General features: G+C 58.8%; 6 protein-coding genes. 4 read left to right on the top strand and 2 right to left on the bottom strand.

Annotated features, from left to right (window positions below):
- Window positions 1-85 precede the first annotated feature (85 nt).
- The 4 genes from AEQ67_RS21815 (at window position 86) to AEQ67_RS36360 (ending at window position 13,258) form a co-directional block, all read left to right on the top strand.
- Complete coding sequence (locus AEQ67_RS21815; protein WP_059405895.1) at window positions 86-1,873, top strand: type I secretion system permease/ATPase; 1,788 nt, start codon at window positions 86-88, stop codon at window positions 1,871-1,873.
- Window positions 1,839-3,164 carry an HlyD family type I secretion periplasmic adaptor subunit gene (locus AEQ67_RS21810; protein ID WP_177333670.1) on the top strand — a complete coding sequence of 442 codons (1,326 nt, stop codon included), beginning with the start codon at window positions 1,839-1,841 and terminating at the stop codon, window positions 3,162-3,164. The genes AEQ67_RS21815 and AEQ67_RS21810 overlap by 35 nt, the downstream gene beginning before the upstream one ends.
- A gap of 35 nt (window positions 3,165-3,199) precedes the next feature.
- Window positions 3,200-4,549, top strand: coding sequence for a TolC family outer membrane protein (locus tag AEQ67_RS21805; RefSeq protein WP_059406038.1), 1,350 nt, complete (start codon window positions 3,200-3,202; stop codon window positions 4,547-4,549).
- Between the two features lie 150 nt (window positions 4,550-4,699).
- Window positions 4,700-13,258: a cadherin-like domain-containing protein gene (locus AEQ67_RS36360; RefSeq protein WP_059405894.1), complete on the top strand. Its 8,559-nt coding sequence runs from the start codon at window positions 4,700-4,702 to the stop codon at window positions 13,256-13,258.
- A 30-nt stretch (window positions 13,259-13,288) separates the two neighbouring features.
- On the opposite strand, the gene AEQ67_RS21795 is transcribed toward AEQ67_RS36360, so the two are convergent.
- On the bottom strand, window positions 13,289-14,395 hold the full coding sequence (locus tag AEQ67_RS21795) for a helix-turn-helix transcriptional regulator (RefSeq protein ID WP_059405893.1): 1,107 nt from the start codon (window positions 14,393-14,395) through the stop codon (window positions 13,289-13,291).
- 308 nt (window positions 14,396-14,703) lie between these two features.
- Window positions 14,704-15,423: an SDR family NAD(P)-dependent oxidoreductase gene (locus tag AEQ67_RS21790; protein ID WP_059405892.1), complete on the bottom strand. Its 720-nt coding sequence runs from the start codon at window positions 15,421-15,423 to the stop codon at window positions 14,704-14,706.
- Window positions 15,424-15,887 lie beyond the last annotated feature (464 nt).

Raw genomic sequence — 15,887 nt, 5'->3', positions numbered from 1 at the left:
AAGTCTTCGATGGCGTGTTCATCCAGCGTCTTCCATGTAGGTGACACGCGCTCGCGTTTTTCTCCAACCTCTTGGCACCCAGACCATGCGAAGCACACCTGAAAACAGCCTGCAAGATGCGTTGAAAGCCTGTAGAGGCAGCCTCATTTCCGTTGGTTTTTTCAGCTTGTTCGTCAATGCCCTAATGCTCGTCCCTACCTTTTATATGCTGCAGGTGTATGGGCGAGTGTTGAGCAGCGGAAGCCTGTCGACTTTGGCGATGCTGACGCTGATCATGACGGTACTGGTGGTTACGCTGGGCGCTTTGGAGTGGGTTCGTTCACACATTATGGTTCGCGTGAGTACCAGGCTGGATGTGCTGTTGAGTCGCCAGGTCTATAAAGCAAGTTTCAAGCGCGCCCTGGAAAGCGGTGGAATGGACGCATCGGCCCAGTCGCTCAACGACTTGACTGGCTTGAGACAGTTTCTCACCGGTAATGGGTTGTTCGCTTTTTTCGATGCGCCCTGGTTGCCAATCTATGTTGCCGTGATGTTCCTGTTTCATCCCTGGTATGGCTGGGTAGCGGTGGGCAGTGCGCTTTTGTTGCTGTTACTGGCTTTTATCAATGAAAAGCTGACAGGCGCGGCACTCGCCCAGGCCAACAAGGAGCACATTGCCGCAACGCTCTATACCACGAAAAATCTGCGCAATGCCGAAGTCATCGAGTCCATGGGCATGCTTGAAACCCTCATGGAGCGCTGGGGGCGCCGGCAAAGAAGCGTCCTGCTACTCCAATCCCGGGCGAGCGATAGCGGTGCGATGGTCAGCACGCTTTCCAGGTCTTTTCGGATACTGGTGCAATCACTGATCCTCGGCCTGGGTGCGTACTTGACGGTTGACCATCAGATTGGTCCAGGCATGGTGTTTGCCGGGTCCGTGCTGCTGGGGCGTGCGTTGGCCCCCATCGATCTGATCATAGGCAGCTGGAAGGGTTTTATCGCGGCCCGCTCACAATACAGCCGTCTCAACGACATTCTGAACAAGCAACAGGCTCAGCCCGAGCGTATGTCTTTGCCCGCGCCTCAGGGGTATGTGCAGGTGGAGAATTTGATCGTTGCCGCGCCTGGCTCGAAAATCCCGATCATCAAAAACATAAGTTTTAGCGTGCCTGCCGGATGCGCTGTGGGAATCATCGGGCCAAGTGCGGCGGGCAAATCCACGTTGGCCAGGGCAATGATGGGGGTATGGGTGCCGCAGCATGGCGTGGTCCGGTTAGATGGCGCTGACATCAATGCGTGGGACAAAAATGAGCTTGGGCCGCATATCGGTTACTTACCGCAAGACATTGAATTGTTCGAAGGCAGCATTGGCGAAAACATTGCCCGCTTCTGTGAAGTCGATTCCGAGAAAGTCATTCTGGCGGCCAGGACTGCTGGCGTTCACGAAATGATTCTGCTGTTGCCCGATGGCTACGATACGGTCATTGGCGGCGATGGCGTCATGCTGTCGGGAGGGCAGCGCCAGCGCATAGGACTGGCCCGTGCCCTGTATGGAAGTCCGCGGTTAATCATTCTCGACGAGCCCAATTCCAATCTCGACGAAGTCGGTGACCGCGCCCTGGCTGCAGCCATTGCGCAACTCAAGCAGACAGGTGCGACCCTTTTTGTGATTACGCACCGAACTAACATCGTGTCCCAGCTTGACCGGCTCATGGTGATGAGCGGTGGCGGTATCAGTCTCTACGGGCCACGCGAGCAGGTGCTGGCAGAACTCAACGCGCAGCAGCAGGCGGCGCAAAAACAAGCCGCGCAAACGGGTGCTGGAGTGGTTTCGGACGACTCTTGTAAGGAAGACGTTGATGAACCGTACGATTCCCAGCCATCAAACGGATAGCTTCGCCGAGCTGCCGACATCCGACCGCAATATACGTCGCCTGGGTTTTGGCGTCGTATTGGTTACCTTTGGCCTGTTCGGAACCTGGGCGGCAATCGCACCCCTTGATGGCGCCGCTTACGCGCCGGGTGTGGTCACCGTGCAGGTTTACCGAAAAACCGTACAACACCTCGAAGGGGGCATCGTCAAAGCGGTATTGGCCCATGACGGTGACATCGTCAAGCGTGATGACCCGCTGATTATTCTCGATGATGCGCAGTTGCGTTTCGAATACGGGATGACCCGAAGTCAGCTCGTTGCCGCCAGAGCCATGGAGGCAAGACTCAGAGCGGAGCGGGACAATCAAACAGCGATCGGCTTCGGCATTACGGCCGATCCCGACAGTTTGCGAGGTGCAGAAGCGCATCAGGGCGAGACCCAGGTATTCAACGCTCGACGGGGATCACGGTTGGGCCAGATAGCGGTGCTGCAAGAACGCATTGGCCAGTTGAATCAACAGATCAAGGGAATGGAGGCGATGATCGGAGCCAAGAGCCATCTGGAGAAATCCTACAGCAGTGAAATAGTTGAATTGACCGATTTGTTGTCGCAAGGATTCGTTGATAAGCAACGTTTGCTTGAGCAGCAACGCAAGCTTGAAATGCTTAGGTCCGAAGTGGTCGACCACCGCTCCACTATTATCAGGACCCGCCTGCAGATCAACGAAACCCAGCTGCAGATTCTGCAAATCGATAAAGACTTTAACGCGGATGTCGTCAAACAACTGGCCGAAGTTCAGACGAAAATTTACGACCTGCAAGAGAAAGCGTCCGCCTTGGAGGACCGGCTCAGCCATATCATTGTCCGCGCACCCGATGATGGCATGGTGATTGGCATGACAGTGCATACGATCGGGGGCGTTGTGCGCCCGGCGACACCGCTGCTGGACATTGTTCCGTCGGTTTCCGAACTGGTCATAGAGGCCCAGGTGGCGCCCGTCGATATCGATCGCATCGCCATCGGCAAGCGTGCCGATATCCGTTTCGGCGCATTCAACAGTTCGACCACTCCGGTGATCGAAGGCGAGGTCAGCAGTGTGTCGGCGGACCGTCTGACCAACGAAAAAACCGGGACGCCTTATTACCTGGCCAGGGTCCGGGTCACCGATGCCGGGATACGCGCCTTGGGCGAGCGCAAATTATTGCCGGGGATGCCAGCGGACGTGTTGATCATCACGGGGCAGCGCACGCTGTTGCAATACCTGATGGAGCCGGCCCGCAATGCTCTCTCGCAATCGATGATCGAGGAATGACCGTGCGAGTGCCTGCAGCTCTGGCGGTTCTGCTCATGCTTGCACTGTGTGCCGATGTTGCCTTGGCACAAACCACTGTGCCTGCGCCGGCCGGGGTCAGTGCTTCGGCGTTTTCCACCGACTTGATGCAGCTGTATCGCGAGGCCCGGCTGGAGGATCCGCAAATATTGGCCTCGTACGCACGAGCGCAGGCGGGCCAGGAACATCAGCGCGAAGCCATGGGGTCGCTGTTACCCCAACTCTCGATCAACGCAGGGTCGAATCGGATTCACCAGGAAAACGATCTGGTGCAGCAGAGTTACGACAGCGAAAACTACAGCCTGGTGCTACGTCAGTACCTCTACAACAAGGCCGCGTGGGAGAACTACCAAAAATTCAAGAGCCTGGCCAGGCAGTCCGAGTCCGAAGCGCTGGAGGCTCAGGCCGAAGCCACGGTGGAGTTGGCCCTGCGATACTTCACCGCGTTGGCGGCTGAGGATGAACTGGAGCTGATACGGGCCGAGCGTCGGACTACGCAAAAGAGTCTGGATAGAGTCAATGCGTTATACGAAAAGCAACTGGCATTGATTACCGATCAGCTCGACCTCAAAGCGAGGGTCGATGGGTTGGCTGCGCAGGAGCTGGATGCCCGGAACCGGGTCAGTGTCAGTCGGGAGGCGTTGGCGGAGATCGTCGGTCGACCAGTCAAGGAGAGGCTCAGCCGCATTCGCGATGATGTGCAATTGGGGGTGTCGGCACAAAGTCTTGAAACCTGGGTCCGCGAGGGTGTAGCGCAAAACCCGGCGCTCAAGGCCAACCAAAGCGGCGTCGAAGCGGCAGGCGCTGCGTTGCGCAGCGGCGAAGGCGGGCACTATCCGACCTTGAGCCTTACGCTGAGCGCGCAGCAGACCAACGAAGGCTACAACAATGCCCTGACGCCGCGTACCGACAGTTATGTGGCCGGCATTGGCGTGCAAGTGCCGTTGTACAGCGGCGGCGCGACCTCGGCGCGGGTGCGTGGGCTCTATCAGGATCAGATTGTCGCCGAGCAGCAACTGGAATCGGTCCAGCGCCGGGTGGTCAAGGAAATCACCAGCGCTTATCTCACCGCCGATTCGAGCGCGGAAAAAATCAGTGCGAACCGGCATGCCCTGGCCTCGGCACAGCTGTCCAGGGTGGCGGCAGAGAAAGCATTCAGTTACGGCATGGTCAATGCCGTCGATGTACTGACCAGCGTGCGCAATGAGTTTCGCGCTCGTCGTGAACTGCTCAAGGCGCAATACGACTTCGTCACCAATGTCTTCACACTTAATCGCTGGGCGGGAAGGGCGCCTGCAGACAGTGTCGAAAGCGTCAATACCTGGCTGAGCCCCGGCAGCACCAAACAGCACTCCACCACTCCCTGAGCCTGCCCGGTAAGTCGATGTGGCACTGGGCTTTGGATCCTGATTTTAGACGAAAGGTTTACCCGGTCATTCAAACGGATGATGGCCGGGAAGGTGCTGCGGTCTACAGTCCTAGGGTTGAAAAACTTCCTTCTCATCAGGGGTTAGATCATGGCCACGATCAACGGTAATGAAAGCGCCAACACTCTGACGGGGGGCACCGCAGCCGACACTATCAATGGCTTGGGCGGTAACGACACTCTCATCGGCAACGCGGGTGACGACACGCTGGATGGTGGCACCGGCAATGATCGGCTCCTGGGTGGGCGCGGCAGCGATACCTATCGGTTCGGCCAGGGCTATGGCTTCGATGTGATCGACAATTCTGGTGGCGCCAGCAACGACGTCGACACCCTCCGGCTGACCAACCTCAACGCCAACCAGATTCGCTTGACCCGCATCGGCAACGACCTGGTGCTCACCGTTCTGGCCACGGGCGAAACCATCACCGTGAGCCAGTGCTTTCTCGATGCGGACCATGCGATCGACCGAATCCAGTTTGCTGACGGCAGTCGTTGGGGTGTCAGCGAGGCGCTGGCCAATCTCTATTACCCGCCAGTCGTGCCGACCAATGGCGCCGACGTGATCAATGGTAATCCCACCGATGACACTCTCCTGGGCCTGGGTGGCAACGATACGCTGTATGGCAATAGCGGCAATGACACGCTCGACGGCGGCATCGGCAACGACCGCATGGAAGGCGGCGTGGGGAATGATGTTTATGTGGTTGATGCCGCCGGCGATGTGGTCGTGGAGGCCAGCAACGCGGGCGATGATCTGGTCCAGGCCAGTATCAGCTACACCTTGGGCAGCAACGTCGAGCGCCTGACCCTGACCGGGACTGCCAACATCAATGGCACCGGCAACGCGCTGGCTAACACCCTGATCGGCAACGCCGGCAATAACCAGCTCGACGGCGGTGCCGGTAACGACCTGATCCAGGGCGGCGATGGCAATGACACGCTGCAAGGTGGCGCGGGCAATGACAGCCTGAACGGCGACGCCGGCAACGACCTGCTTGACGGTGGGGCTGGCAACGACAGCATGGCGGGCGGCAGCGGCGACGATATCTACATCGTCGATCAGAGTGGCGACAGCGTGTCCGAGCTGGCCGGTGGTGGCAACGATACCGTCCGCGCCTCGCTCAATTACAGCCTGGGTGCCAACCTGGAAAATCTCGAACTCACCGGCAGTGCCAACATCAATGGCACCGGCAATGCCTTGGCCAACCGGCTGACCGGCAACACCGGTAACAACCTCCTCAATGGCGGCGCCGGTGATGACGTTCTGGCTGGCCGTCGCGGCAACGATACCTACGTTTACGGCACTAACTATGGCAACGACGTGATCGATAACAGTGGCGGTGCCAGCGCCGACGTCGATACCGTGCAACTGGTCGGGCTCAACAGTGGCAACGTACGCTTCGTGCACAATGGCAATGACCTGCAGATGGTAGTGCTGGCGACCTCGCAAACCCTGACCCTGAAAAACTTTTATCTGGGCGCCGATTACGAGATTGACCGGGTACGCTTCGACAATAACGTGGTCTGGAACACCGCTACCCTCAAGGCCGCGGCTACCCTTCCGGTCAACGCGGCTCCAAGCTCCACCAACGACAGTCAGACCACCCTGGAGGACACGCCAGTCACCTTGGGCAGCGCCGACTTCGGCACCTACAGCGATCCGGAAAACACCCCGTTGGCCGCGGTGAAAATCACCAGTCTGCCAGTGCTTGGCAGCCTGCAGTACAACAACGGCAGTGCCTGGGTCGCGGTGGTTCAGGATCAGGTCATCAGCAAGGCCGACCTCGACGCCGGTAAACTGCAATTCGTGCCGGCCCTCAATGGCAATGGCAGCAACTACGTCAGCATCGGTTTCAAAGTCGGCGACGGCACAGCCTTCGCCGTCAACGCCAACACCCTGAGCGTCAACGTCACGCCGGTCAACGATGCGCCAACCGTCAGCAGCCCGGTCAGTTTGGCCAATGGTGTCGAAGACACGCCCTATACCTTCACCACGGCACAGTTGTTGGCCCATGCCAGCGACGTGGATGCGGGCACTACGCTAAGTGTACTGAGCGTCAGCGTCGACTCGGGCCTCGGAGCCTTGACCAACAATGGCAATGGCAGTTGGACCTTTACCCCAGTGAGCAATCTCAATGGTCCGGTGAACTTCGCCGTGGTCGTGAGTGACGGCAGTCTTCAGGTCAGTACCTCGGCGCAGTTGAACCTGGCGGCGGTCAATGATGCTCCGGTGGTGAATGGGGTGTCGGGGACCGAAGGCAGCGAGAACGGGTTCATCTCGGCGAATGTGAGTACGAGCGTCCAGGACCCGGACGGTGATTCGCTGACCTACACCTTTGCTCCTCAAAGCACCTTGGGCGGCAGCGTTGCAGGATTTGCCGAGTCTCCCGGGGCCTTCTTCTACAGTGCCAACTCGCCGGCCATCGATAGCCTCGGTGCGGGAGCACAGTCAGTCGATGTGATTTCCTATAGCGTGCAGGACGGGCACGGCGGCTCGGCCAATGGCACCTACGAGGTGCACCTGACCGGAGTCAACGATGCACCGATCGTGGCCACTGCACTGCTCGCGCAAAATGCCAACCAAGACTCACCCTTCAGCTACACCGTGCCGCTCGACACTTTTGCCGACGTGGATGTCGGCGATACCCTCGGCTACAGCGCCAGTCTGGCCAACGGCGACCCATTGCCGAGCTGGCTGAGCTTTGATTCGGTCAGCCGCAGCTTCAGTGGTACGCCGGGCAATGGTGATGTGGGCAGCTTGAGTGTGAAAGTCACGGCCACCGATGGCAGCAATGCGACGGCAAGCAGCAGCTTCAATTTGAATGTCGGCAACTCCAACGATGCACCAGTTGTCAGCGCCCCGAGCGCTTTGCCTTCGGGCACTGAAGACACGGCCTACAACATTACCGCCGCGCAGTTGCTGGCTAATGCCAGCGATCCAGACGGTGACACCTTGTCTGTTGCCGACCTTAGCGCTAACCACGGCACGCTGTTCGATAACGGCGACGGCAGCTGGACCTTTACACCGGATGCCAACTACAACGGCGCGGTCACGCTGAACTACCAAGTCATCGATGGTCAAGGTGGTTCGGCTGCCGCTACCCAGGGTTTTAACCTGGTGGCGGTGAATGATGCGCCGACCGTGGCTACTGCACTGCTCGCGCAAAACGCCAACCAGGATTTGCCCTTCAGCTACACCGTGCCGCTCGACACTTTTGCCGATGTGGATGTCGGCGATACCCTCGGCTACAGCGCCAGTCTGGCCAACGGCGACCCATTGCCGAGCTGGCTGAGCTTTGATTCGGTCAGCCGCAGCTTCAGTGGTACGCCGGGCAATGGCGATGTGGGGAGCCTGAGCGTGAGAGTGACGGCTACCGATGGCAGCAATGCCACGGCGAGCAGCAGTTTCACCCTGACCATCGGCAACACCAACGATGCACCGGTTGTCAGCGCCCCGAGCATGTTGCCTTCAGGCACGGAAGACACGGCCTATAGCATTACGTCCGCGCAGTTGCTGGCCAACGCCAGCGATCCGGACGGTGACACCTTGTCCGTCACCAACCTCAGCGCCAACCACGGCACGCTGGTCGACAACGGCGACGGCAGCTGGACCTTTACGCCGGATGCCAACTACAACGGCGCGGTCACGCTGAACTACCAGGTCATCGATGGCCATGGTGGCTCGGCTCCTGCTACGCAGGGCTTTAACCTGGTGGCGGTCAACGACGCGCCGACATTGCAGGTGGCGTTGTTCGACCAAACCAGCGGGCTGGGGCAGCCCGCTGCCTACACCTTGCCGGCGAATGCCTTTGCTGATGTCGATGTCGGCGACAGCCTGGTCCTGAGTGCCCGTTTGGCTAATGGCGACCCATTACCGACGTGGCTGACCTTCGATGCTCCGAGCCGCAGCTTCAGCGGTACACCACCGGCGGGCACCCAGCCAGGGGGAATTGGCATCACCGTAACGGCGACCGACTCGGGCGGTCTCTCGGCGAGCGATGACTTCACGTTTAACCTGGTCAGCTCTTTGGTTGGCACGCCCGACGATGACTTGCTCATCGGCAGCCCGTTCGACGATGCGATTTATGGCTTGGCCGGCAACGACACTTTGGTCGGTGGTACTGGCAACGACATGATCGATGGCGGTAGTGGTGATGACCGTATGTCCGCAGGTGATGGTAGCGATACGCTCCAGGGCGGTGACGGCAACGATCTCCTGAGGGATATCGATGGCACCGGCCAGGTCGCCAACAACAGTATCGATGCGGGTGCCGGTAACGACACGATTCAAGTCAGTCAGAGCAACGTCAATTCCGTCACCAGGGTCATCGGTGGCAGTGGACGTGACACCTACCAGTTTCAGCCCAACTCCATCGGCCAGTTGCTCGTCAGCGACTTCGGTCCCGGCGCCACGGGCGACATCCTCGACATCAACGACTTGCTGACCAACAGTAGCGGCTACAGCGGCGGCAACCCGTTCGCCCCGGCGCTGGGTTATCTGCGGCTGGTGCAGCAAGGCGCCGATACGTTGCTGCAGTGGGATCGGGATGGCGCGGGTGTCGCGACTAACGGTTGGCAGACCGTCATCACGCTGCAGAATACGAATGCGGCGGAGCTAACCATTGAGAACTTCACGCCGGCCGTATCGCCGGACGGCAGCTTGTCAGGCCTGACGCTGAATGGCACGCCCAACGATGACGTGCTCAACGGCAGCATGTTCAACGATACGATAAATGGCCTGGCCGGCAACGATACGCTGAACGGTTTCAACGGCAACGATGTTTTGGTAGGGGGCAGTGGCGACGACACGCTCTCCGGTGGCACCGGTAACGACTGGCTGATGGGCGGGAGTGGTAGCAATGTGATCATTGGCGGAGACGGCAATGACACCTTGGAGGATGGTGACGCCTCCGGGCTGGTCGCCATCAACAGCATCGACGGAGGCGCGGGTAATGACCAGATCATTGTCTCTCAGATCAATCCTGACTCCATCACCACAGTCATCGGCGGCAGTGGACGCGATACCTACTTCCCGGTGCCCGGTTCCATCGGTCAGTTGCTTGTCAGCGACTTCACCCCCGGCAGCGCGGGTGACATCCTCTACATCAACAACCTGCTGATCGGCAGCAGCTATAGCGGTGGCAACCCGTTCGATCCGGCGATGGGTTTCCTGCGCCTGGTGCAGCAAGGTGCCGATACGCTACTGCAGTGGGATCGGGACGGTGCGGGTGTCGCCACGAACAGTTGGCAAACCGTTATTACGCTGCAGAATACCAATGCGGCAACACTGACCTCCGACAATTTCTCGCCAGCCACGTCGCCAGCAGGCGGCGTGATCAATCTGATCGAAGGCGGTGCCGGTGATGATTTGCTGACCGGTACAGCATCGGCTGACCGCCTGCTCGGCCACGACGGCAATGACACATTGGTTGGCCTCGCCGGCAACGACGAACTCGACGGTGGTGTCGGCAATGATCGGCTTGACGGTGGAGCGGGCATTGACAGCGTGCGTTACAGCGCCAGCATCAACCAGTACATCTTCACCGTCGATCCGCATGGCGATCTGGTGGTCGAGGCGGGTGCCGGGAGCGGCGTGGCAGGACTGGACCAGATCAACGCTGTCGAACAACTGAGCTTTGCCGACGGTACGATCATGGTGAATGACTCCTTGGGAGGGGAGGTGCAGGTCAATACAAATACGACCGGTGACCAGTTAAGCCCGAGTGTGGCAGCGCTGGCGGGTGGCGGTTACGTGGTGAGTTGGGTGTCCTACAGCCAGGACGGTAGTGGTAATGGCATTTACGCACAGATCTTCGATGCCAGCGGTGCAGCGGTGACCGGCGAGGTGCGAGTCAACAGCAGCACTTTCGATAATCAGGAACAACCGGCGATTGGTGCGCTCGGCGATGGCGGTTATGTGGTGACTTGGATGTCCAACGGTCAGGATGGCAACGGCTATGGTATTTACGCGCAACGCTACGATGTCGGTGGCACCGCTGTCGGTAGCGAAGTGCGGGTAAACAGCACGACTCTCGGCAGTCAGGAACAACCGGTGATTAGCGGGCTCAGCGACGGCGGCTATGTGGTGAGTTGGATGTCCAGCGGCCAGGATGGCAGTGGCTATGGTATCTACGCCCAGCGCTACGATGCCAGTGGCACAGCGGTGGGTAGTGAAGTGCGGGTCAACAGCACCACTCCAGGCAGTCAGGAGCAACCGGCGATTAGCGGGCTCAGCGACGGCGGCTATGTGGTGAGTTGGATGTCCAACGGTCAGGATGGTAGCGGTTTTGGCATCTACTCGCAGCGCTACGATTCTGGCGGCGTAGCGGTGGGTGGCGAGGTACGTGTCAACACCGTCACCTTGAATAATCAGTCCTACCCGAGCGTGACAGCACTGGCTGGTGGCGGCTATGTGGTGATCTGGTTCTCCCAGGAGCAGGACGGCAGCAGCTTTGGCATTTACTCGCAGCGCTACGATGCCAGCGGCGCAGCGGTGGGCGGTGAGGCGCGGGTTAGTAGCTCCACGCTCGACAGTTATCAGCAGCAACCTGTGATCGATGCGCTCAGCGACGGTGGTTATGTGGTGAGCTGGACGTACGACGAGGACGGCAGCGGCTACGGCATCTGTGCACGGCGCTTCGATGCCAATGGTGCAGCTGTTGGCGGCGAGGTGCGCGTCAACACTGAAAACGGGAATGGTCAGCTCACCCCAAGCGTGGCGGCGCTTGCCGGTGGCGGTTATGTGGTGAGCTGGACTAGCGAGCAGGACGGCAGCGGCTGGGGCATCTATGCGCAGCGCTTCGATGCCAGTGGTCATGCAGTCATCAATATGGCGACGCTGACGGGCGATGCCAGCAACAACCTGGTCCAGCTAGGCAGCGGCGACGAGCGCATTTTCGGGGGCGCTGGCAACGACACCTTATTCGGCGGGTCGGGTCACGACACGGCTATGTACCTGGGCAGTCAGCACGACTTTGCCATCGGTGTGCAGGGGCTTGGCCAGATCAGCGTTGCCGATTTGAACACTGTTGACGGTAACGAAGGCATCGATACCTTGCATGACTTCGAAACGCTACAGTTTAGTGATGGGGTGCGGCTGCAAGCGCTGCGCGTCGATGTCCGGGTCAATAGCACCACTTTTGATCAACAGCAAGACCCGGCGATTGCCGTGCTCGGTGACGGTGGTTATGCAGTGAGTTGGGCGTCTTACGGCCAGGATGGCAGCGGCTATGGCGTGTACCTGCAACGCTACGATGCTCTTGGTGCAGCTGTGGGGGGCGAGGTACGTGTCAACAGCACCACGCTCGACGATCAGTTGGCACCGGTGATCAGCACGCTCAGTGACGGCGGTTATGTGGTGAGCTGGATGTCTGGTGGCCAGGACGGCAACGACTATGACGTGTACGCGCAACGCTACGATGCCAGTGGTGGCGCTGTGGGTGGTGAGGTGCGGGTCAACAGTACCACGCTCGACAGTCAGCAAGACCCGACGATCGCCGCGCTCAGCGATGGCGGCTATGTGGTGAGTTGGGTGTCTATTGGCCAGGACGGCAGCGGCTATGGGATCTACGCGCAACGCTACGATGCCAGCGGCGCAGCGGTGGGCGGCGAGGTGCAGGTTAACAGCACCACACTCGACAATCAGCTAGGGCCGGTGATCAGCGGACTCAGCGGTGGTGGTTACGTGGTGAGCTGGATGTCGAGTAACCAGGACGGTAACGGCTATGGCGTGTACGCGCAGCACTACGATGCCAGCGGCGCAGTTGTGGGAGGCGAGGTGCAAGTCAACAGTACCACGCTCGACAATCAGATGGCCCCGGCGATCAGTGGGCTCAGTGACGGCGGCTATGTGATCAGTTGGGCCTCGTCCAATCGGCAAAACGATACGACCTTCTACGCGCAGCGCTACGATGCCAGCGGCTCAGCGGTGGGCGGCGAGGTGCTGCTTAACAACACCTCTTCTCACCACGAGCAGCAACCGGCGATCGCCGCGCTCAGCGACGGTGGTTATGTGGTGAGTTGGATGTCAGACGTCAACGGCTCTGGCATCCAATTTCAGCGCTACGATGCCAATGGCTTGGCGGTGGGCGGCGAGGTGCAGATTGACAGCAGCACTTCCCACCAGGCGCTGCGACCGGTGATCGGCGCGTTCAGCGACGACGGTTTTGTGGTGAGCTGGATGTCCGTCGACCAGGACGATAGCGGCTTCAATATTTACACCCAACGCTACGACTCCAACGGCAACCCCGTCCTTGACCACCTCGAATGGACCGGCGACGCCTCGGCCAACGTCATCCGCAGTACCCTCGAAACCGACTGGTTCAGCGGTGGCACCGGGGCCGATACCTTCCAGTTCGCCCAGTTGCCGGGCGATCGTGCCGATCTGATCACCGACTTCACCCAGGGCAGCGACGTGCTGGCGCTCAACAGTGGGCTATTCAATCTGCAGGGCCAGACCGTCGCCGATACACTGGCCAACGTTAACGGTGCGCAGAACGAGGTGGCGGGCGCGCATCTGGTGTTCAACCAGAATGACCACACGCTCTATTACGATGCTGACGGCGCCGCCAACGGCAACGCGGTCGCAGTGGTGACCTTGACCGGTGTGACGACTCTGACGGCAAGCGATGTGCATCTCTACGTTTAAGGTACCGGGGGTTGCAGGACAAACCCGTCCTCAACCCCCGATCAACCGGGTAAAGAGGTTGATCAGTTGCGCCTGGCGGGTGGTGCCGGTTTTGCGAAACAGTGCTCGCAGTTGGGTCTTTACGGTGTTGATGGAGACGTTCAGGCGCGTGGCGCAGCCTTCCAGTGTAAGCCCCTGAGCCAGCAGTTCCGCCAGCCGATGCTCGGCCGGGCTAAGCTGGAAAAGCTCGGCCAGCAATGGACTTGGCAAGCAGTTTTCCAGCAGTGCCAGCAACACCAATGGTGTGTTGAAGTAACGGTTGTGGTCCGCGTCTGCGGGAACCGGAGTGACCAGCAGCTCCTGCGATTCGCTGGTGTCGAAGCGTAGCCAGCCGGCCTGGCGTTTGCCGTCTTTGCCCGCGGCACGGCGAATAAGTGTCCGTAGACGAGTGTCTTGAGTGGTGCTGTGCAGGTGGGCGAATTTTTCAAACAGCGGTGAACCACTCAGGCTCATGTGCCGCGCAGCCTGATTGCAGTGCAACACTTGCCCCTCGCCATCGAGCAGCCAGAGCGGAGCCGTGTGATGGTCCAGCAGCAGGTCTCGTTTGGCCAGATCCAATTCCAGGCACTTGATCCTGGCTGACAGTTTGACTGCCTTGAGCAAGTGCGGGGTGATTCGCTCCAGCAGAGCAAAGTGTCGGGCAGAAGGCGAGGGCGCACCGACCTGGTGGAGTGCGGTCAGGTAGATGCCCGAGTCGGTCTGTTCATCGAGTCTCACGCTGGCGACATTATGCAAGCCATGAGGAAGGTTGAGCGCCTGATCATTCGGATCTTGCAGGGCGTGTTCAGTACCGAAATCGATAAGCTCCGTGTGCCAGGAGCCCAGGGTGTGGGAGCCACTGAAATCAAGACCCGGGATAAGCCGCCAATGCTGATTGTTGTAGCCATTCAATCCAGCGGGGGAGCACAGGTTGATAGTCGTAGTGGCTTGAGCGTCGCTCTTGTGGTGATTGGCGTGGAACAAAAAAATCTTCTGATGACCGCTGGCCTCGACCAGTCGCTCCAGCAAGGGCTGCCAAGTTGTTGTATCCAGCGCACACTCATAGCACAGGTCGATGAGTTCGTCGTACAGCTGCTGTTCGTGTACTTGAATCACCATGTTGAGTTGACCTGCCGCCTTGGCGGAACGAGCTGTAACGATGATGGCGTATTGCTTTATATATGGTTCAAGGTCGGCGGCTCTGCAATGCCGGTGGTCGGGATGGGCGCTGCCAGGGGATAAAAAAAGGCATGGACCATGAGTGTGTTGCCAGAAACTCGCAACGTTCTAACGTGGGATTACAGATGCATGACGTCGTTTTTGACCCTGCTCATGCGTCACCTCGACGTGTCGCCCAGAAGCCAGAACGGACGATCAGTTTGTTTGCTCCGAGTCAGTGAGTCAGGCTCGGATATCCGCCCCGGCCGTCAGAAGCGCTCATCAAGTATCGCAGGCAAGGTAAGTTCCTTGACGAAGCTTGCTGAAGACAAACTCAAGGCCATGCGTACTACCTGTACGACGTCGTGCACGGGAATCGAATAGCCTTCACCGCGCTGCTCGGCTAGGGCTCGCGGGGTGCTCAGTGGATCCTTGGTATTCAGGTAGCCCAGGTTCAGGCAGGTCACTCCAAGGCGTTGCTGCCTGTACCCTTCGCGCAGGGCATCGGCTATCCCGCGCAGAGCGAACTTGGAGGCACCAAAGGCGACTTCTGGTCGTCCACTTTGCGGCAAGCCTGAAGTCGAACCGGTTAATATGATTCTTGGGTTAGCGCTTTTGAGCAGCACCGGAAGCAGTCGTTTAATCAGCACAATGGTCGAGGTGATGTTGCAGTTGACGATTGCCTCCAACTGGTCGTCGTGGTCAGCCAGAAAGTCGTACACCGGATCAAAGGCAAACTCCTCCCATATCCCCAGGTTGTAGATCAGCGTATCCAACCCGCCATCTGCCACAGCCTGTTCGATGATCTGGGTAGCCATTGCGGGTTCACCAAGATTGGCTTCTATCCACCGCACATGAACACCTGGTTTGGGTATCAGGTGTTCGGGGCGGATGCGGGAGACACCTATCAGGGTATCGTCAGCCTCTCCCAGCCCTTCGATCAACGCTCTGCCCAAACCTTTGCTTGCGCCTACCACCATGGTTTTCATTGTCTGTCTCCTTGACTGATCGGGCATGCAAACAGACGCCTTATGGCTTGGCAATTAATCGGCTGTTTCCAGATGTTAACCAGAAGCCCCTGACGGACGTTTGTCGGGGCGGCATCTGTCGTAGGGTCAAGCTCGGTGAGGGGCTATCGAATTTAAAGAATTTTCAGGCGGGGGTTGACCACGTATTTTAATGCTGTAGTATTCGCCTCCCGCTGACGAGCAGTTTGCTGCTTGTTCTGGCCTAAGTGATTGATTTTGATAGTTAAATCAGTAGCTTTTAAGGGTTGCAAATTGAGGATGTGTGCTGTAAAGTGCGCGCCTCGGTTGAGACGAAAGATCTTAACCAACCGCTCTTTAACAACTGAATCAAGCAATTCGTGTGGGTGCTTGTGGAGTCAGACTGATAGTCAACAAGATTATCAGCATCACAAGTTACTCCGCGAGAAATCAAAGATGTAACCAAC

It is taken from the genome of Pseudomonas sp. RIT-PI-q, from assembly GCF_001297125.1.
Taxonomy (GTDB): Bacteria; Pseudomonadota; Gammaproteobacteria; order Pseudomonadales; family Pseudomonadaceae; genus Aquipseudomonas.
The sequence above is the reverse complement of the archived record's forward strand: the minus strand, read 5'-3'. Positions and strand labels throughout refer to the sequence as shown.

Coding starts and splice junctions, on each gene's coding strand:
- AEQ67_RS21815 (WP_059405895.1), top strand. CDS start 86: ATGCGAAGCACACCTGAAAACAGCCTGCAAGATGCGTTGAAAGCCTGT.
- AEQ67_RS21810 (WP_177333670.1), top strand. CDS start 1,839: ATGAACCGTACGATTCCCAGCCATCAAACGGATAGCTTCGCCGAGCTG.
- AEQ67_RS21805 (WP_059406038.1), top strand. CDS start 3,200: ATGCTTGCACTGTGTGCCGATGTTGCCTTGGCACAAACCACTGTGCCT.
- AEQ67_RS36360 (WP_059405894.1), top strand. CDS start 4,700: ATGGCCACGATCAACGGTAATGAAAGCGCCAACACTCTGACGGGGGGC.
- AEQ67_RS21795 (WP_059405893.1), bottom strand. CDS start 14,395: ATGGTGATTCAAGTACACGAACAGCAGCTGTACGACGAACTCATCGAC.
- AEQ67_RS21790 (WP_059405892.1), bottom strand. CDS start 15,423: ATGAAAACCATGGTGGTAGGCGCAAGCAAAGGTTTGGGCAGAGCGTTG.